The sequence below is a fragment of the Nostoc sp. CENA543 genome (assembly GCF_002896875.1).
Classification (GTDB): Bacteria; Cyanobacteriota; Cyanobacteriia; order Cyanobacteriales; family Nostocaceae; genus Trichormus.
The window spans coordinates 3,295,362-3,315,802 of the sequence record NZ_CP023278.1 but is presented as its reverse complement, the minus strand read 5'-3'; the positions used below and the strand labels follow the sequence as shown (position 1 = coordinate 3,315,802).

16 protein-coding genes are annotated in these 20,441 nt (G+C 38.2%); 9 read left to right on the top strand and 7 right to left on the bottom strand.

What is annotated here, in order from left to right:
- Nucleotides 1-32: 32 nt before the first annotated feature.
- From CLI64_RS13655 to glf, 4 genes are all read right to left on the bottom strand, one after another.
- On the bottom strand, nt 33-1,316 hold the full coding sequence (locus CLI64_RS13655) for an ATP-grasp domain-containing protein (protein WP_103137737.1): 1,284 nt from the start codon (nt 1,314-1,316) through the stop codon (nt 33-35).
- A gap of 66 nt (nt 1,317-1,382) precedes the next feature.
- Complete coding sequence (locus CLI64_RS13650) at nt 1,383-2,258, bottom strand: isoaspartyl peptidase/L-asparaginase family protein (protein ID WP_103137736.1); 876 nt, start codon at nt 2,256-2,258, stop codon at nt 1,383-1,385.
- A gap of 407 nt (nt 2,259-2,665) precedes the next feature.
- A complete protein-coding gene (locus tag CLI64_RS13645; protein ID WP_103137735.1) occupies nt 2,666-4,897 on the bottom strand; it encodes a family 1 glycosylhydrolase in 2,232 nt (743 codons plus the stop codon).
- 223 nt (nt 4,898-5,120) lie between these two features.
- Nucleotides 5,121-7,544: a UDP-galactopyranose mutase gene (gene glf, locus CLI64_RS13640; protein WP_374703971.1), complete on the bottom strand. Its 2,424-nt coding sequence runs from the start codon at nt 7,542-7,544 to the stop codon at nt 5,121-5,123.
- Between the two features lie 459 nt (nt 7,545-8,003).
- Here glf and ndhI point away from each other — a divergent pair, with 459 nt between their 5' ends.
- The 3 genes from ndhI (at nt 8,004) to CLI64_RS13625 (ending at nt 10,920) form a co-directional block, all read left to right on the top strand.
- Nucleotides 8,004-8,624 carry an NAD(P)H-quinone oxidoreductase subunit I gene (ndhI, locus tag CLI64_RS13635; RefSeq protein WP_103137733.1) on the top strand — a complete coding sequence of 207 codons (621 nt, stop codon included), beginning with the start codon at nt 8,004-8,006 and terminating at the stop codon, nt 8,622-8,624.
- 106 nt (nt 8,625-8,730) lie between these two features.
- Entirely contained in the window at nt 8,731-9,393 is a 663-nt protein-coding gene (locus CLI64_RS13630; RefSeq protein ID WP_103137732.1) for a DUF4142 domain-containing protein, read from the top strand.
- A gap of 324 nt (nt 9,394-9,717) precedes the next feature.
- Nucleotides 9,718-10,920, top strand: coding sequence for an acyl-CoA dehydrogenase family protein (locus CLI64_RS13625; protein ID WP_103137731.1), 1,203 nt, complete (start codon nt 9,718-9,720; stop codon nt 10,918-10,920).
- Nucleotides 10,921-10,970: 50 nt separating this feature from the next.
- On the opposite strand, the gene CLI64_RS13620 is transcribed toward CLI64_RS13625, so the two are convergent.
- Nucleotides 10,971-11,975 carry a saccharopine dehydrogenase-like oxidoreductase gene (locus CLI64_RS13620; RefSeq protein ID WP_103137730.1) on the bottom strand — a complete coding sequence of 335 codons (1,005 nt, stop codon included), beginning with the start codon at nt 11,973-11,975 and terminating at the stop codon, nt 10,971-10,973.
- Between the two features lie 293 nt (nt 11,976-12,268).
- Between CLI64_RS13620 and CLI64_RS13615 the strand changes: the two genes are divergently transcribed.
- The 4 genes from CLI64_RS13615 (at nt 12,269) to CLI64_RS13600 (ending at nt 17,016) form a co-directional block, all read left to right on the top strand.
- Complete coding sequence (locus CLI64_RS13615; RefSeq protein WP_103137729.1) at nt 12,269-12,937, top strand: TraX family protein; 669 nt, start codon at nt 12,269-12,271, stop codon at nt 12,935-12,937.
- 910 nt (nt 12,938-13,847) lie between these two features.
- Nucleotides 13,848-15,056: an MBOAT family protein gene (locus CLI64_RS13610; RefSeq protein ID WP_225977587.1), complete on the top strand. Its 1,209-nt coding sequence runs from the start codon at nt 13,848-13,850 to the stop codon at nt 15,054-15,056.
- A 72-nt stretch (nt 15,057-15,128) separates the two neighbouring features.
- On the top strand, nt 15,129-16,070 hold the full coding sequence (locus CLI64_RS13605) for a DUF459 domain-containing protein (RefSeq protein WP_157943269.1): 942 nt from the start codon (nt 15,129-15,131) through the stop codon (nt 16,068-16,070).
- Nucleotides 16,071-16,101: 31 nt separating this feature from the next.
- Complete coding sequence (locus CLI64_RS13600) at nt 16,102-17,016, top strand: alpha/beta hydrolase (protein ID WP_225977586.1); 915 nt, start codon at nt 16,102-16,104, stop codon at nt 17,014-17,016.
- Between the two features lie 48 nt (nt 17,017-17,064).
- Here the strand turns inward: CLI64_RS13600 and CLI64_RS13595 are convergent, their stop codons facing one another.
- Nucleotides 17,065-18,075 carry a metallophosphoesterase gene (locus CLI64_RS13595; protein ID WP_103137725.1) on the bottom strand — a complete coding sequence of 337 codons (1,011 nt, stop codon included), beginning with the start codon at nt 18,073-18,075 and terminating at the stop codon, nt 17,065-17,067.
- A gap of 156 nt (nt 18,076-18,231) precedes the next feature.
- Between CLI64_RS13595 and CLI64_RS13590 the strand changes: the two genes are divergently transcribed.
- Both CLI64_RS13590 and CLI64_RS13585 read left to right on the top strand, forming a co-directional pair.
- Nucleotides 18,232-19,068, top strand: a complete 837-nt coding sequence (locus CLI64_RS13590) for a hypothetical protein (RefSeq protein ID WP_225977585.1) — start codon at nt 18,232-18,234, stop codon at nt 19,066-19,068.
- Between the two features lie 7 nt (nt 19,069-19,075).
- Nucleotides 19,076-20,053 (top strand): hypothetical protein, encoded by a 978-nt coding sequence (locus CLI64_RS13585; protein ID WP_157943268.1) that lies wholly within the window; start codon nt 19,076-19,078, stop codon nt 20,051-20,053.
- Here the strand turns inward: CLI64_RS13585 and CLI64_RS13580 are convergent.
- Complete coding sequence (locus CLI64_RS13580; RefSeq protein WP_103137723.1) at nt 20,027-20,380, bottom strand: hypothetical protein; 354 nt, start codon at nt 20,378-20,380, stop codon at nt 20,027-20,029. The two genes, CLI64_RS13585 and CLI64_RS13580, sit on opposite strands and share 27 nt — an antisense overlap.
- Nucleotides 20,381-20,441 lie beyond the last annotated feature (61 nt).

The window sequence follows — 20,441 nt, the reverse complement described above, 5'->3', positions numbered from 1 at the left end:
TCCCCAAAGCTTTCATTTTGGGGATTTATACTTTACACAAATTCCCATGAATTGACATTTAATAAGCAGCTTAATTTATGTTCTGTCTGCTGTATTTCTGCAATTGTAGTTCCTGAAATAATACCGTATATTTCTGTATAATTTTTTCCTGATTCACTTTTTTCTAGAGCCGATAAAATTATCACATCTTTGCTATCTAATTCTGCCTTTAAATTAACAAGAATTGATTCTAAGGAGCCAAGTATACGGTAATTACTGGAATATTTAGCCACTTCTTTCCCCAGATTTAATAAGGTATGACGTTGCAAGCAAAGTGGGGTTGAACCATTAACGCGGAAATTAACATCAATGACATAAAGGTTTCCTTCTTTATCTTCTAAAACGTCAAAGCCGATAACGCCGAAATATTGGTGCTGAAGAGCATACTGACTAATAGCAGCAATCATTTCAGAGAATCGATTCATTTCTATTTCGCGGTAGTGAATAATACCGCCGATATAGTTACCTTCAGAGGTAACAAGCTGCTTTGTAGTGCCGATGAGTTTAATATCACCTGTTTTACTCAAATAAAATTGGACACAGTAGTTTTGTACAACATTGTTGATGTACTCAGAAACAATAATTGTATTGAGTAACTTAATATTGAGATATTTTCTTAATTCTTCACAGCAGTAATTCAAATCGCTGGGGTTGTTGATAATATAAGTGCCTTCACCCGATAGCCCATGAGAGGTTTTGATGAGATAGGGAAATTGTTCTGGTAAGTGAATATCTGCAAGATTAACTTGGTCGAGATGATAAGTTTCGTATTGTGGATGTGGTACTCCTATTTCAGCTAATGTCGCTTTGTTGAGCAAGTGGTAGTGAGTATCTGGGTGAACGGCGTGTTTTTCTTTTTTAAGGTGATCAAAGGGAAATAAAGTGATTAATTTGTGAAAGCGATCACTATAATTTAACTCATCTAGATACTGCGATCGCGGTATCACCTCGATGTTGTCATAGTTAAACCCAAAATGCTCCCGCCAGTAATTTACTAACAACTGTGGTGGTGGACTGGTAACAATTCCCGGAATCGCATTACCCAACACAGCCAAGTTTTTCCAAGGTTCTTTTTGAAAAATCTTATCGTAGGAAGTTTTAGTCGCTTCACTACTACCATCTTGAATAAAATATTTTTTGGTATTGGGATAAGTAGCCCAGCTAGCTGTGGCAGGATAATTCAAAATGAAGGCATAATTACCATCTGAGATGTCTTCAGCAAACAAATCAGAAAAACAACTTCCTTGAAAGTAATCAAAGTTGTATTTTGAGTTCATATTTAATGCGAGGAATAGAGATAGCAGCTATCTATAAAACGGTATGATTCTGGATGAATTAATGGCTTATTTTCTAGTAAATACAGCTATCTCTTCCATAATTTCATTCATATAAGCCACAGCCATATCTTGCGAATTATAAGCCCAGCCAACTCGTCCTTGAGAATCTAAAAGAATACACCCAGCTTCCCCCTTGACTTTAGATTTCAAAGTATCAATAGCCATTTGTGCTGCTTCATTTGGGTGTCTACCTCCCATCAAAAAATCGATTGCAGTTTTTGCCAAAACCGCAGGAATAATTGATTCCCCATCACCTGTAGTTGAACAACCCCCCAAGTTGTTATCAGCATATAAACCACTACCAACCAACGCCGAATCACCCACACGTCCAGGCGGTTGATTGGCAAGTCCTCCGGTTGATGTTCCTGCAACTAGCAACCCGCTATCATCAAGGGCGACACAACCCACAGTTGCAGGACGATCTAAAACTGCTCCCTGTTCTTCCCACTCCTGTCGCTGCTCATCGGTGATTAGTTCGCTGGGCGCACACATTTCATCACCATGTTCGGCGGCGAATTTTTCTGCACCTTCTGAGACTAGCAACATGGATTTGTTACCCATAACTTTCCGCGCTACTGAGATGGGATGACGTACTTTTTGTACGGCTGCTACTCCCCCCCAACCGTAGCTGTCACCCTCCATCATGGCGGCATCTAAGAATACTTCGCCCTCAGTATCAAGAGTTGCACCAATGCTGGCGTTAAAAGTTGGGTTATCTTCCAGCACACGGATAGCAGCCTCAACTGCATCTTTAGCATTTCCCCCACCAGTTAAAATGCTCCAACCGGCTTCTGCGGCAGCTTTACAACCTTCAATGTTAGCTTTAGCTTTATCTTCCGAGATGGTTTTTGCTCCACCGTGAACAATAATACTTAACACCATAATTTTCGTACTAATTTTAATAAATTTCGCCAGACAGGCATTACTACAACAAATTAATCAATTGTAGTGAATGCTATTTTAAAGTGAATTAGTTTATATTTATCTTTTTTAAAGTAATAGTTAATCTGTCAAGGGAAACAAGTTAATATACTTGTTATATCTCCCCAGAGAAAGCTTTATTAATTATTTATAACAAGCAAACTGATCTATTGACTAAGCAACCGTAAAATTATAAGTATCGCCGTATTAATATTGTTGAATTTGAGGATAGAAATGAGCGATCGCACTCTACAATTAATGTGTCGAAATACATTGTTAATGTAGAGGCGTACACTGTTAATGTTTGTCAATACGTTTTTACTGTAAGGTTTGACATTGTGAATGCAGGCTAGTGAATAACGAATGAGTTAGCCTCTGTCATTAAAGTAGCGAGACATAGCACTATCAAGACAAGGCATTAATTGACCGCGATCGCTACCGAGTACGCTATAAGTAGGACGTTTAGCAGGTAAATTAATTTCTTGCATAGGCAAAGCAATCAAATTTTTGGTACTCACACCAGCTTGTTTTGCTGCTAATCGCGCTAAATCAGCCCAAGCGATACCTTCTCTACGAGACGCTGCGCGAACGGTAAGCTGCGCTGACGCACTTTTGTTAGCCAAATGCCACAAACCGCTTTCACCATCGATTAATAAATCGAGACTAACATGAACTAAATCCGGTATATATGTAGGTGAAACAACCACATCCTCAGCCGCCACGAAATTATTACCAGCACTCAGTTCACGTAAGGCAATAGTCACAAAGTTATACTCATCCCACGGGCCAAAAAATGCACTGGTGCGAATTACTAAGGATGCTGGGTAAGCTTGTAATACTAACTTTTCGGCTAAAACTTTACTACAACCGTAGACATTCAGAGGAGCAGCATGATCACTTTCTACATAAGGATTAGTTACAGCACCGTTGAAGACTAAATCTGAGGAAAACATTAACAGTGCGGCATTATGTTGAGCGCAAGCAGTAGCTAGGATTGCTGCACCTTCAGTATTAATTTTCAGACAAATATGGGGTTCGCGTTCTGCATCATCTACTCGCACATATCCAGCAGCATTCACAACTGCCCAAGGTTTTAACTCTTCCAGCACTGCGTTTACAGAGTCAGGATTGGTAATATCCATTTCTTGACGTGTCAGTAAGCGATATGTAATACCTCTTACTTCACACAATCGAGCAAAAGCTTGCCCTAATGTGCCTCTTGCGCCGACTATGATTAAAGGGCGAGTGCTGAGTGCTGAGTTGGTAAATTTATTGTTATTACTCCCTTCATTGAGACAGCTAACGACTGGGTAGAGTAAACGTTGTGGTCGATGCCACCATCCTGGTGTATTAAGTAAGGGGTGATGGGGTTGATTACCAGTTGCCAAATCACGGACTAATTTTGCGATCGCAGTTGGTCGAGGATGCGGCGAACGCAAATCAAACACGCCTGCTTCGTAATAGCCAACTGAGCGCGTAACTAAGCTATTCCAATCGTAGCTGCCCAAAAGTGACCAAGCTGTAACACCGCGAATATCTACACCTTCAGCTTGTAATTTCTGAGCATCATTCCACACCTCATAAAACCAACGCAATTGTTCCTCACGGGTGCAATTGAGATGAACTTCAGTAATAGCTAGTGTTAGCTTGTAACGTTCCCATGCTTCTTGGAGTAATGTATACACCCCTGCCACATTTTCAGCACAAACTCTTATAGCCTCAACATCTGCATATTTATCCCAGCCATTACCACCGTGTGTCCAAGCTGGATAATTTTCTAGGTGTTCATCTAAAAAGCGATCGCTTGTGAGGTAATGATTAATGCCAATAATATCTGGTGGACAATAACAATTTTTGCAAGCATCTTCTAGTTCGGCTTCACTGATGCCACAGTCACACAAGTAAACCCACATCGGATGAGTTGGAGTAATGTCACCACATAATAAATCAAAACTCAACCAACGACGTTCGTTTTCAAATTCTGCTTGATAGACCAGCTTGGTTGTACTGTAAGTTTTACCCAAATCCTCGGTTTGCACAAGTTGAGCATTGGGGTTAACTTCTCGAATTGCTTGCATAGAAAATGCGATCGCTTGACACTGATTCAACAAAGCACGGGCAAAAGTTAAATTGTCTCTACCATGCGGATACCAGTGACCATACATCCCACTAAATCGCGCTGTTGTCAGTGGTTCATTTATCGGCGTGTAATGTGTTAGCCAAGGATAGCGTTCAGCGATCGCACGAGCAAATTGAGCTAATTTCTGCGGAAATGCCGGGTCGATTAAACTAGTATCACGGGGGCCACTACCATGATGCACCAGCCCCACAATTGGAGTAATACCCAGTTCCCTTAACTTCTCCAACCGCACATCTACCCAAGACCAGTCGGCATTTTCTAACCCATCAGGTGCAACTCTTTCCCAAAGTACCGGATAGCGAATTTTCTTGATCCCAAGTTGGGCAAACAACTCTAAGTCATCCAAACGCCTTGCATGACCATTAGATTCCAACTGGTCAAAATACTCCTCACCCACACGATTAACCGTACACTCCACCCCAGCCCAAACTTCCACCGGATATCTCGCATCGAAGACCATAACTCATACCAATTCTTCATTAGTCATTAGTCATTGGGCAGAATTCAGAATATAGCTGTTCTCGGTTGGGTGTAGCACAGTTTTGATCTCTCTCCAAACCTCTCTCCTACAAGGAGAGAGGCTTTGAGTTGTATTCCCCTTCCCTTCAAGGGAAGGGGTTAGGGGTTAGGTCTATATTTCATTCAACTGCCGCTATATTCTCCCTCTGCTCCCTCTGCTTCTCTCAAACCCTCACCACAATTTGCTTGTAAACAGACAAAGCCTGAGCCACACACTGATCCATGTTGTAATACTTATAAGTCGCTAACCGTCCTACAAAATAGATTCCGGGAGTCTCATCTACCAAAGCTTTATACTGCTTGTAAACCTCCTGATTCTCAGGACGCGGTACGGGATAATAGGGATCGCCCTCTGCTTTAGGAAACTCATAAACAACGCTAGTTTTAGAATGTTCCTGTCCAGTCAAGTATTTAAACTCAGTCACACGGGTATAAAGATGTTCATTCGGGTAATTAATTACTGGTGCAGGTTGAAATAGTGGGATGTTGTGCGTCTCATGTTTGAAATCCAGGGAGCGATAAGGTAACTTGCCATAACGGTAATCAAAAAACTCATCTACTGGCCCGGTATAAACCATCTCTCGACAAGGTATCGCTTTTTCGATTTCTCGATAATCGGTATTCAACATTACCTTGATGTTGGGGTGATTTAGCATATTCTCAAACATCCGGGTGAAACCGTGGAGTGGCATGGCTTGATAAGTATCGGTAAAATAGCGATCGTCCCGATTGGTGCGGGTAGGAATTCTCGCTATCACTGATTTATCAAGTTCCGATGGATCTAATCCCCATTGCTTTTTGGTGTAACCCCGGAAAAACTTTTCATATAAAACTCGTCCAACTTTGCTGACTACCACATCCTCGGAAGTGTGGATGTATTCTTTCGGTTCAGCCAGTGATTTAAAAAACTCCTCCGCCTCAAAGGAATTGAGGTTCATGCCATAGAGTTTATTAATAGTGTCTAAATTAATCGGAATCGGAACAAGTTGCCCTTCTACACTAGCTAACACGCGATGTTCATACGCACGCCATTGAGTAAAGCGCGAAAGATACTCAAAAACTTCGCGGGAATTGGTGTGAAAGATATGCGGCCCATATTTATGGATGAGAATACCATCTTCGTTGTAATGATCGTAGGCATTACCGCCAATATGGTTGCGTTTATCCACAACCAACACTTTCTTACCAGACTGACTTGCTAAACGCTCGGCAATGACGCTACCAGAAAAGCCTGCACCAACAATTAGATAATCAAAAACAAAATCTCTAGTAATAATATTGGGTGCTTGTTTACCTGCAACTGCACCATTGGAACTCATTTTATCCTCTTTGCTGTGGGTGGCGTTTGTGCGGAGCGCAGTGCCGGAGGCAATCGCCGAATCTATTAATTTCATCATCGATGCCAAAGTCCGATCCCAAGAAATCTTTTCTAAAAACGCATCAACTCGACTTAGCCACCCTGTTGCTGAATTATCTTCCTGCATTGCCTGTTCGGCAGCAACTACAAACTCATCAACTGTATCTGCAATTCTTACTAATTTCGACTCACCATAGGGACGCACCACATCGCGAATCGAAGTCGAAACAACGGGTTTAGCTGCTGCTAAATATTCAGGGGTTTTAGTCGGACTAATAAAGCGGGTGGCTTCATTGCGTGCAAATGGTAGCATCGCCAAATCCCATCCAGCTAAATATGCAGGTAGTTCTTTATAGTTTTTACTACCTAGATAATGAATATTTTCACTTTGTGGCAGAATTGCTGGGTCAATTTTCACCACTGGCCCAATAATTACCAAATGCCAATCGGGACGCGCCTCAGCCACCCCCCGCAACAGTTCAATATCCATCCGTTCATCAATAACGCCAAAGAAGCCGAGACGCGGATGGGGTATATTTGCTTGATCTGCTGGTTCTGCAATACTTCTTGCTTGGGCGAAGTGCGCCACATCTACACTGCTGGGAAAAGCATAAACATTGGGATGCTGATTGACTTTACTTTCGTAAAGGCTTTGTCCGCCTGTAAATACTAAATCTGCACGGCGAAATAATTCTGCTTCGTAGTCTTTTAATTTAGGTGATGCGCCTTTGAAAGCAGATAATTCATCCATGCAATCGTAAACGATCGCCTGGGGTTGCAAGTGATTAGTGAAGGCGATCGCCATTGGTGTGTAATACCAACAGATATAGTTACTGATGTTGTATTCTGCAAATAAACCATCAAGCAACAGACGTAAATCTGCGTTGAGTCCTTCTTCACTTAAACCTAATGGTAAATGTGGTACAACCACCATCACCCCGTTATCATCTTGTTTAATATCTAACCGCCCTAACGGTTCTTGGCTAAAAACTGGCTCTTCAATAAAAAATACTCGTCTTTCTTGAATACAACGACTCAAAATATGTTGTGGTCTTTGATAGACAAAATTCCAACGTAAATGAGAAAAGCAAACTATATCAGGTGTTTGTGTAAAGAGTTTAACTTTTTGGTGCGCTTTTTGGCTAGTAGCAAAGTCCAGTGATGATAAACCTGAAGATTTCTGTTCCGCTAAATTGGATAAAATCGTTTTACTCACTTGTGATGATGCCATCTGGTTAGATTTGTTAGCTTTAATGTCAGATTCTCTTTGTGTCATATTTCAACAAAATAGATATATATTGTTAATTGAGTTAAACAATTAATGCTCATTACCTCATGAGGTTTTACATAAAAAGTTCAAATAAAATAGTTTTTGAAGTGCAAATAGTGTTAATAACTAAGAATAGATAATATATTTTGTCTATACTTCTACTATAGATAGATATTTATTACGCCAAAAGAATTAATTGTATTTGTTAAGACAAAAAGACTAAATTATTGGCACATTACCTCAGTAAGTAAGAAAAAAAGCCTAATAACAGATAATTTTGTCTTCGTATCTTCTGATAATTTATTATATTTAAACTGACACTTAACTTTTAGGTTAAGTCTCTCGTTTGAGGGAGTTAAGTGTTAGTAATTGCTATTAACGTGCTGATTAATGACACTCATAGTTAATAGTCGATTATTCATGTTTAATTTTCTTAAAGAAGTTGGCAATTATGCCAAACACAGCTTCCTAGCAGGTCGATACATAGGACAAGGTTTGTCCGTAACTTTCGACCACATGCGTCGTCGTCCCATTACTGTACAGTATCCTTACGAAAAACTCATCCCCTCTGAAAGATTTCGCGGACGAATTCACTTTGAGTTTGATAAGTGTATATCTTGTGAAGTTTGTGTACGAGTCTGCCCAATTAATCTGCCGGTAGTAGATTGGGAATTTGACAAAGCTACTAAAAAGAAAAAACTCAACCATTACAGCATAGATTTCGGAGTTTGTATTTTTTGCGGTAATTGTGTGGAATTCTGCCCCACAAATTGTCTATCTTTTACCGAAGAATATGAACTTAGCGTTTATGACCGTCATGAGTTGAACTTAGATAATGTAGCGATGGGCAGATTACCTTACAAAGTTACCGAAGATGCAATGGTGACACCTCTACGAGAATTAGTGTACTTACCAAAAGGCATTTTAAATCCTCACGATGTGCCTGATGATGCTCATCGAGCAGGTATGTTGCCATCTGAAATTTTAGAAGAAGCTGTCAACTATGTTAACGAAACTAATTCACTGAAAGATGACAGCTAATTGCAGCTAAAAGTTAGCTATTTCCACCATTTCTCCCTTAATTAATGTTTGTCATAGCTGGCTGCACGGCAAAAAAAACCTCACTTACATCACAACAATTAACCATATGAATCTACCACATCCAAGATTTATCAAACAGTTAACTAACTTTATCGCCATTTTTGGCGTTACTGCTGCTGCTGTTGCTTTCTCACCTACAGCTTTCTCCACCAGTCAGCAAGTTTCAACACTGTTATCTCAGGAAACATCACCGACGACAATTCCCCAAAGACCATCTAACCAAACTCCTGATACTACTCCAAGAGGAAGAAGACCACAAAATAGAGTCAGTGAACTTGATAGATTGTATGTCACAGAAGCGGCTCAGGGAGGACTGGCAGAAGTGGAAATGGCAAGAGTCGCATTACAGAAGTCGAGAAATAATGAGATTAGACAATATGCCCAGCAGATGATCCGGGAACATACACCTGTTAACCAACAACTACTGCAATTAGCTAGACAAAAAGGAATTGCTGCCCCAACTACTATAGGGTCAAAATATCAGGCGGCGATCGCTAGACTCTCACAATTTTCTCCTAGAGATTTTGACCAAGCCTACAAAGAAGAAGCCGGTATTAACTTACACATGGAATATTTAGTTGTGCAACGTCGACAATCACAACTAGGTGAAGACACCGATTTACGGGCATTTGCTGCCAGAAATATACCCGTTGCCCAAAGACACTTGCAAATGGGACAACGCCTATTAACACAACCGACTCCGCGATAACGACTCTTCTTGATCAAGATGTCCAGCAAAATCAAAAACAGCGTCGTCAAGAAATATTCTGGTTGCTGACGACGCTATGCTATTGCTTCTCAACCACAGATTGCTGATACCTTTTTATAAGCAGGTGTAATTCCCTCGAAAGTAGATGTCAAACAACTTTGGGATAATAATTTTAACAAAGAGATCGCCAAATGCCGATCAAACTAAGGGTGTAGGGGTTTGAGGGTATAGGGGTGTACGGAAAAGAATTCTGCGTAAGTTCTGTCTCCCTTGAACCCTGACAGCCCTACACCCTTACCCCCTGACACCCCAAGGAGTAGCTAAATGTCAAAATCACCTGTTTTAGAAGCTTCTACTACCAAAACAGCCAAGTCATTGCCCAATCTGTTTGAGCTTGTTGATTCTCTAGCTGCGGATTTTGCCACCCGTGCCGCCACCCACGATCGCGATCGTTCCTTTCCCTTTGAAAACTTTGCTGCCCTCCATCAAGCACAACTATTGAGTCTCACTGTACCAGTAGAGTTTGGTGGGCAAGCTGTAGGATACACTACAGCCTGTCAGGTAATTGAAAAAATAGCCAGTGGCGATGCTTCTACAGCTTTGGTGCTGACAATGCACTACTTACAACACGCTAACGCCGCTAGACACAGACGCTGGAATCCCACTATTTATGAAAAATTGTGTCGGGAGTCTGTGCAAGGAATTGCCTTAATTAATGCTGCCCGCGTTGAACCAGAATTAGGTACACCAGCCAGAGGCGGATTACCTGCGACAATCGCTAAACGAACAGCTGATGGTTGGGTAATAACTGGTCATAAACAATACACTACTGGCAGTCCGATTTTACGTTATTTTGTAGTTTGGGCGCGTACAGATGATGATGAGCCGCAAGTCGGGAGTTTTTTAGTACCGCGTGACATTCCAGGGGTGAAGATTGAAGACACTTGGGATCATTTGGGAATGAGAGCGACAGGCAGTCATGACTTAATTTTAGAAGATGTCTGCATTCCCATTGAGTATGCTTTAGATGTTCGTCCGGTGAAGGCTTGGTCAAACCCTCATCCTTTAATGTTAGCAGCTGGCAGTTTATTCTTAAGTGCCTTGTATCAGGGAGTTGCAATAGCCGCACGCAACTGGTTAGTAGAATATTTAAATGAGCGATCGCCTAGTAATTTAGGTGCAAGTCTAGCAACTTTACCGCACTTTCAAACAGCCGTTGGTGAAATCGCAGCCTTACTATACGCCAACCAGCGATTAATTTACACTCTAGCAGAAGATATTGACAAAGGTGAACACAAGCCAGATGTGAATTTGCACGCCCAAACCGTGAAATATTTGGCTACAAATAATGCGATTCGTTCTGTAGAAATTGGCTTGCAACTAATTGGAAATCCTGGTTTATCTAAAAAGTATCCCATTGAAAGACATTATCGGGATGTGCTTTGTAGTCGAATTCATACACCCCAAAATGATGCCATTTGTTCAGCGTTGGGTAAGTCGGCATTGATTATTAACAGCTCCCGTTAACCTAGCGGTATAACGGGAGAGAACATCACTTATGTAGCAATGCTACTTATCTATTTCACAAACTGGGGCATAATTTCGGCGGCTGTAAATATACCATGAATGCCACGTTGATGTAATTGTATGCCAGCTTTGAGATAACCAAAAGCGGGGCCGCAGACGTTAGCAGCCATACTGGTTTCGTCACCTAAAGTGAAGGTATGGGTAGAAATCTTCCCTTCAAAGGTGCGTCCTGTAACTTTAACGTTGGTGCTGAGGGGCTTTTTAGGGTTGCGGGTATCGACTACACCACCCACAGTGACGCGATCGCGATCTACTATTCCTGCTAACTCTAGCATCACATCATCAGCGTGTTCCATATTTTCTAAGGTCAACACACCGTTAGTTTTATCTAGTAGTGCTTCTACTTCTGCATCAGTCATGGCGCGTGCAGCTTCTACTGTATAACCTGGCATATGCCCAATATCTTCCCGCACAGTTGCACGATAAGCTTCCCAGTTAGCAATACCTACACCAAAGGTAATCTCTACTTTGTGAATTTCCGCGTAGCTTTGGGCGGCTAAGGCGGCGGCGGCGGTTAATAACCCTGGTGTTGCACCACAGCCTGTCATGTAGGTGATTCCGGCTGCTTGCAGTTCGTCTTTCATCGCAATTAGCTGTTCTACTGCACTAGTGCGTTTAATTGCATCCACTAGCACACCGCGCCAACCGGATTGGATAAACTGACGGGCAACAGAAGGAATAAAATCATTGGGTAGGTTAGGTAATGCCAAAAAGTAACCATCTACAGGTTGCGCGCTATCGATTAAGTCTTGAATACTGTTATTGGTTAAATTGCCAATAGGTTCTAGATAACCCACTGAACCTTGAGACTGATAGCTAGCAATGCAATCTTTAAAATTCAAACCAGCAGCTGCGTAAACATAGCCTTTTTGGTCTGCAACTGCGACCAAATTCATTTCCCGTTTCCCAGCCAACACCTTAGCGGCGGCTTGTCCGAGTCCACCGAAACCCAATACTCCCACACGTATAGCTGGCGCAATATTTGCTGTACTCATAGTCAATTAATTAAGTTGAATCACAAGCTTTGAGTATGAACCATTTTGGCTGATGGCAACTCCAAGCTATAAAGGTTAATTATGCTTCATTATCCTGGTTTCTTCCTCAAGCAGATCAGTTTTTTCACCAGAAATTTTTGCGGAGTGGCTCAGACTTGAGGAAATTTTCACGCACAACTTGATTAAAAATTCACTTGCAATAGCTTTTCCCTAGCGAAACCACATTTTTTAGTATAAAAATATATTTATATCTCAATATATTTACTGTCAATAGCTACACCTGAATTTTTAACATGAATAATTACCAAATTAAAGTTTTAGCAGCTACTCTCATGCTGGGGGATCACATTGCATATATTTTTCAGAATCATGAAATAAACCGATATTTGTTTTCCCTCCATTTGATTGGTCGCCTGAGTTTTCCTTTGTTTGCTTGGTTATTGGTACAAGGAGAATCTCACACGCGCAATTTTTGGCTATATCTGTCTAGATTACTCATTTTAGGTGTTATTTCTCAAAGCATATATACGAATGTATCTAATTCAACTTCTCTCAATATTTTATTTACATTATCCTTAGCTCTAATTTGTCTGAGAATGGAGAGATTAAAACCTAAACTCCAAATTCTATTTTGGCTACCTGCCATCATATTTGCTGAAGGTGCAGGTTTAGAGTATGGGGCTTATGGGATAGTATTAGTTTATCTCGTTAAGCTTATTACAACTAGTTCAAGTTGGCTGATAGGGGTAGGTTTATGGATAGGATTACACATTTTATATTTATGGCAAATGATATCAAATGATACGGGCGACTTAGCCCAGTTTCTCGCTATTTTTGCACCCTTGATTTTTAAATTAACCAATTATCAACAAGGTAGGAAAACCTACTTTTTTTATATTTTTTATCCACTACATTTATTTATACTATTCCTAGTCAAAATCAGTTTAAAACTGGAAGTTTAAGTGGGTCTATGTATTTTTAATAAGAGGAAAAATTCCAGTTTATTTTATCTCCATTTATTGCGATTAAAGATTTATTACTTTAATTTTTGGATTGAATTTTAACCCCTACATCTTAAATATATAACATCTATTTTACGTGAGATTTCTTATAGTTATCACTAATTACCCTCTTCTCAAGCTAATAGGTGCAGTATCCTCACGCAGAAGTAGAATTGATTTAATTGGTTAGTGATTTTCAATCAAGTAAATACACGGGCGACAAAATCTACTAGTGTGAATCACAATATACTTAATATTAAGTAATAGCTTCATCATAAAATTATCAATTTCCTACGATGTAAGCAATACCTCCTGCATTCTACCTTCTTCCATCTCATTCCTAATAATAACTACGAATATTCAGAAAATTTGATTGTTTGTACTTAGGAAGAGAATGTATTGAATGATAAAGGAGAAAATTTCGTATGCAATATCATTCAATACATTCTTAAGAAAATACACCTTTATCTTATTTCGGTTACTTAATTTTTACAATAATTCATGAGTAACTGGATTGTTCTAATTTGTTTAGGCATTACAACCAGCTATTTAAACTTGAAAAATGTTATTTCCTACATACGGATTTTTAGTTTTCTTTATCATCACATTTGTCTGTAGTAGTTTCTTAAAAAAACACATAAGTACCTACAAATACTTTATTCTTATTGTTAATATAATTTTTTATGCTTTTTTTGGCTTAAAATTTTTAGAATTATTAATCATAAATGTCATAATCAATTATTTAATTATTGAAGCTATAAATACAGGTAAAAATAAACTTTTTTTTCTAGTTTCCGGTATAATTTTTAATCTAACTTACTTGGGATTTTTTAAATACTATAATTTTTTTATAGATTCCTTACAAGAAATATTGAATATACTCAAAATTTCTAGCGATATTCAAATTTTATCTTTCTTAGTTCCAGTCGGTATTTCTTTTTACACATTCCGCATTATTTCCCATTTAGTTGACTCCTATAAAAATCAGCTTACCTTGCCAAAGTTTTTAGATTATCTAGTATATATTACTTATTTTCCTCAAATAGCTTCAGGGCCTATAGCTAGAGCCAAGGAATTTTATCAGCAGTTAAACAGTGATCAAAAATATAACTATCAGACAGAAAGAGTTGTGATATTAATCATTTCTGGGCTGTTTAAAAAATATACATTATCCAGCTTTCTGTTTAATTTCACCCAATCACCTTTTCAAATACCAGAACAATATTCCAGTTTTGACCTAATTCTCGCTGCACTAGCTTATTCTTGTTATATTTACGTTGATTTTAGTGGCTACTCTGATTTAGCCAATGCTATTTCTAGCCTCTTAGGATTTCCACCTATTCAAAATTTTAATATGCCTTATTGCGCGCAAAGTTTACAGGATTTTTGGCGGAGATGGCACATTAGTCTATCGCAATGGTTGCGAGATTATTTATATATTTCCTTGGGTGGAAGTCGCAAAGGTAGTTTGAGAAAGTATTTTAATTTGCTGCTGACGATGGTAATTGGTGGTTTTTGGCATGGTGCGGGGTTAAATTTTCTGATTTGGGGATTCTTACATGGAATTGGTTTAGTTGTGAGTCACCTTTGGCAAGATTTAATTAAAAATTTTAAAAACCGAAAACCATCTGATCAAGATTCATTAAATCATCATATTATTGTTGCCTCTAAGATTAGTCACAAGCAAGTATTTATTAGTTGGTTGCGGTTTTATTTTCTAAGATTTACATCTATATTTAGACCTTCATTTGCTTGTGTATTTACCTTCAGTTACGTGACTTTATGTTGGGTATTTTTCAATACTTCTAACTGGGAAACGTCTTTAAAATTCTTGCGGCAGATGGTAAATATGTCATCAAATATAGAGATGCGATCGCAATTTAATGTTTGGCAATTATACATAACATTTATCATCATATTTATTATGAATTTTTATGGAGATAAATTCAGTGACTATTTACAAAATATCCTGGCAAAATCTAATCTGATTCTACAAACAATATTGATATCTACTCTCCTCTATACAGTGTTTAGATTAGGGCCAAATACTGTACCACCATTTGTTTATTTTGGTTTCTAGCTATTTTCTACTGATGTTATGCAAGACTTAAAGTTTTTAACTCTTTGTGGTTTAGTCTCACTCTGTCTCATTATGGTTAATAAACCTCTCTTTTTTAAGAGTTTAGCATCTAGTAAAATTGCTCCTAGAGAAATTAAACAGGCTGCTCAACAAATTAAATTAGAAGGATTTAGTAAAGTTGAATCTGATTTTTGGGACAGTATCAAAGAAATCAACGGTAAATCTCAAATAATTGCCCAAGCTAAAGCATCGGATATCAAAACCGAAACTAAGATTCAGAAAAAACCAGCAACTACGAGTCCAAAACAATCATTTACTAGTCCGCCTGTCAAGCAACTAGAACCAGCCAAACGTTTTTTATTTCTGGGTGATTCTATTATGGGTTTTCTAGGAGTTGCATTTGAGAATAACGTTAAAAAATCAGATTATGGATTGGAACAAATCAAAGTTTTTTATAAAATCTCTACGGGATTAAATCGCATCGACTTTTATGATTGGTATTCACACACACGAGAACTTATTCAACAGAATAACCCTGATGTTATGGTAGTCATTTTTGGTGGTAATGACGACCAAAATATTTTAGATGCCAATAAAAAGTTCCACGAAGAATTAACCCCAGAATGGGAAAAAGCTTATGAAGAGCGTGTAGAAAGATATGCTAAATTGCTGGATGAATATCCTGTAAAAAAAGTTTACTGGATAGGTCATCCTATATCTAATGTGGCTAGATATAATAAATTTTTTCCTATTTTCAACCGGATTTATAAAAAAGTCTCAGCAGTCCATTCTAAAATTGAATTTGTCGATTATTGGAATGTCTTTGCTGTCAATGGTAAATTTTATCCTATAGCCGCCGATAGTACAGGTCGAAAAGCAAGAGTTAGATATAACGATGGTCTACACCCTACTGAACATGGAGCTAAAATTATGATGGAAATTCTCAAAAAAAGAATGATAGAAGAGGGTGCTTTAAGACCAAAAGCAAAGCCCCCAACACAGACTCAAAAATAACTAAAAATCTTCTCTTAAGTGAATTAGTTTCATGATGCTCAAAAAAAAATCTTATCACTTTTATATAATTGCAGCTATTGTTTCTCTAGCCATTACGCTTTTGAATTGGGAACAAGTATTTGCCAATACTACTTTACAATTAAAGCAGCAAAAAAATTACGCTTTGGAGCGTAATATTATCTACGAAACAGTCAACTCCAATCAACTAACACTAGATGTTTATAAAAATCAAAAATCTGGCTTACGTCCTACATTAATGGTAATTCATGGTGGAGGTTGGATTAAAGGTAAAAAAGAAGACGAATTATTCTTTAAACCTTATTTTGATTGGGGATTTTCTGTAGTTAATATTGAGTATAGATTAGCAAATGTAGCATTAGCACCAGCAGCAGTGGAAGATGCTGTATGTGCGTTAAATTGGGTGATGAGTAATGCGTCAAAATATAACTTCGATACGAAAAAAATTGTTTTGACTGGATTTTCCGCAGGGGGACATTTAGCATTAACTACAGGAATGATGCCTGATGTGAAAAAATTTAACCAAAATTGTCCAGAAAGTCAACAAACAAAAGTTGCTGCCATAGTTAATTGGTCTGGAATTACGGATGTTAATGATTTGTTAGTTGGTCGTAATCAAAAGTATTTTGCTGTGCAGTGGTTTGGTAATCGTAATTCCCCACAAGAAATGGAAATTGCCAGAAATGTTTCTCCGATTAACTTTGTGCGTCGAAATCTACCACCGATTCTGACTATACATGGAGAAAAGGATAATTTTGTTCCTTACAGTCATGCAGTTAGATTACATCAAGCATTACGTCAGATTGGGACGATAAATCAATTATTTACTGTTAAAGGTGCAGAACATGGAGGTTTTAGTAAAGTGCAGAAAAAGCAAATTTATGCCACTATTAAAACCTTCTTGATTAAGCAAGGCATAATTAAATAAATTTTAGCAAGTAAAAAGGTAAGAAGTTAGGAAGCTGTTTGTGTTTACTTAATATCTAATCCCCAAATCATTCATTACCTGCAACCATTTATCGGGTGTTGGTAATGTTTCCTTGAGGAAGTCTACTGTAAGATGGCTGGCGTTAGCTTTATATAAGAGAGTGGCATAGCTTAAACAACTAGCTGGTTTCTTGAAATTATCTTGACCATGAATAGCAATTAATTCTGTGAGTTTTTCTTCTACTTTCAGAATGATTGTAGGAGCAAAACTGAGTAAATGATTCACCCACTTTTGCTGTTCACGCATAAAAGCTGCTACGTCTCGATGAGAAGAGGTTTTAAAATCATTACAGATTGCTTGAATTTTATCCCACTTATAACTACCCCACGGTTTAGCCTGCATCACGGGTAATTGCCATTTAATCATCTCTTCGTGCCAATAATCTTTAGGGGCTTGTATCTGCACAATTTCAAAACTTGGTAAAATTAATGCAGTTAATCTTCCTCCATGACAGGCTCCAGTATCAATACCGTAAATTTTTCCTGTGATAATTAATGGTTCATTTCCTACAACATGATGACCAAAGATAACTGGTTTTGTGCCAGTATACAACTGACTCCAGTAAGTCCTGCCATAGAGTTTTTCGAGATGCTTTTCCCCAGCCGTACAGCCACATAAAACCTCTTCTTTTTGCTGGTGAAGAGGTATTCCATCTTCTACAGCCGCATGAACGAAAATGGCGTTTTCAGTTTCATGATAATAGGGTAAATGACTCACCCATTCTAAAAATTCTACATAGCGATCGCCAAATTGTAACTTGACGATTTCCTGTGAATAGGAGAGAGTCTGACGTAGGTGCTTACGTTCATGATTTCCCATCAACACAATTGTGTTAGGACGTTGTTTGAGAAATTCGTATACTTTCACGGAATCAACACCGCGATCAACGATATCACCTAATGAAATTAAACAATCTTCCTCTGTAAGCTTGACTTTGGTCAATAGGTGAAGCAATTCTTCATAGCAACCATGAATGTCACCAACTACTATCGTTCGCATGATGCCAATTTTATGAAAAAACTTATATATATAAGTAGACTACGCTAAATAATTAAAGTGTTGTGGTGAGAGTTTTAGTTCTCTCTGCGAGACTCATACTAGTATTTTTACATTACTTAATAATATAGTTTCTTTTTTTAAGTCATTGTACTTAACATGAAAATTATTATTAATGTAGCATTATTTGTTGTTTCCGTCATTTGCACAGCAGTGCTGATCATCAGCATTTATCTAAGTATGTTGAATAGTGGTGGTTTCGAGTATCTGACGATTGGTAATGAGGAGGTTATAACTATTAACGATGAATTTAGTTCTAATAGTCTCATGCAATTACTCAAGAACATCCTCAAAGGCTTAATCTTAATAACTTTGATTACATTTATCCAACTACCTACAGCCTCGGCTGATGTTTTATCCCCAGGAACATCTCGCGTAGATTACTGTTTTCAAGTAGCAAATCTTAACAAATATTCTAATTATTTATTAATTGCCCATATCCAATCAGCCAATCCCGGTTTAGGCACATACAATGTAATTCTCAAACCAGGACAGTGTGAAAGGCTAAATGGATACAGACAGTACAGTAATATCTATGCCATCAGAAAATCTCAGGTTAAATCCCAAGATATTATCATTGATGGAGATAGAGAATCACTCAAAGACTTTAACCGCCAAAAATCTCAATTAATTCCTGCCAAAAATACTATTAACCCTGTAGAAAGATTACCTGATAGATATGGAATTAAACAAGTAACTGAAATCCTCAAAATTATATCTATTACCCCTAAGTCTCTGGAATTAAAATATCACGAAATCATCTACACCTATCAACAAGGTAATTCAGAAAGAAAACCTTATCAATCACAAGATAATCGACCTTCACCTTCTTTAAAGCATAAATTTAATTTATTTAACTTGATAATTCCGAGCATATCTATCTTTGGAGTTATGCTACTTTACCGCCGCACTAAAATTTTCAGAAATCAAAATTAATTTGCAGATGATGTCAATATTCGCGGCTGTTGCTTTAGTGCTAACTAGTGCCATATTATCAGTAGCGTTTCCTCTAGCTACTTATACTTTTACTCTAGCAGCCTTTGGTCTGACTCATGTTTTAACTGAACTGCATTACGTTGATAATCGCTTTCGTCAACGTCTCGGAAACAATCTATGTTGGCGGATGAGTCAGTTATTAATTCTCATCATTGGCTTGCGAAGTCTACAAGTATTGAGTTTAATACCCACCTGGTTAAGCATCACTTTAGAATTAAGTTGTGTAGTAGGACTAGTTATTCTTGTCATTCCAGTATTAGCCAAAAAAGACTGGCGGCTTGGAATTTTCGGAACTATGTTATGCTTGACTTTGACAGTCGGGATATTTTCTTCAGCTACTCTGACACTATTAATCTTCGCGATTCTGCACAACATCACCCCTGTCGGATTTATTGCGGAAAAATTGCGAGGTAAGCCAAGAAATAATGCTTTATTTAGTTGTGTAGTGGTCTTTCTTTTAATTCCCTTACTGATTATTTCTGGAATTCCCAATCAAGTTTTATCTTATCTGGGTTTAGTAGGATTAGAAGCCTCTTTATTTCCCGTTGGTGGACTGGAAAACCATTTAGGGATATTTGTACCACCACAACTACAAGATGAAGCGATCGCTATTTCCCTTTTTTCCGCCGCCGTCTTTTTACAAACTATGCACTACGCCGTAGTTATCGGAGTTTTACCCAAGTGGGAAAAGCATCATAAATCTCAAAACGAGCATTATGTATTTCCCTGGTTAGTGGGATTTCTCAGTGTGATTTTATTTGTGAGTTTTACTAGAGAATTTATTCATACCCGCGCTGTATATGGAATTATCGCCGCAGTTCATGCTTGGGTAGAGATACCGATTTTATTACTAGCATTAGCCATTCCTGAAAATAGCCAAATAAGTTTTCAAGGTATATCATCCCAAAAATTGAGCAATAAATAAACCTCCCAAAAACGATGCTGTATTAGCCATGATTGATATAAATAAACCCTGTCGCCAAGCCAAATTTAAAGTTATCTTATACAAAATACCTTCCGCGATCGCTACAATAATTTCTATTAACCCTAACCTCCAAGGAAATTCCATATAGGGAATCAGTATCTGGTTACTTTCCCAAGCTAAAGGATGAGTAAAAAGAGTAGCACCACAGGTGAAAATCAACACTTTATAGATATGATCTAAAGACAACTGACGCATAATTACTAATATGAAAAATACCACTGGTATTTCAATTACCAAAGAAATTAGTAATGCTAACCACTGTGTCACGTTGCTTTGTTCCTCATGCAAAATTTAAGTTATATGGGTTTGCAGTTGAATGGAATACAAA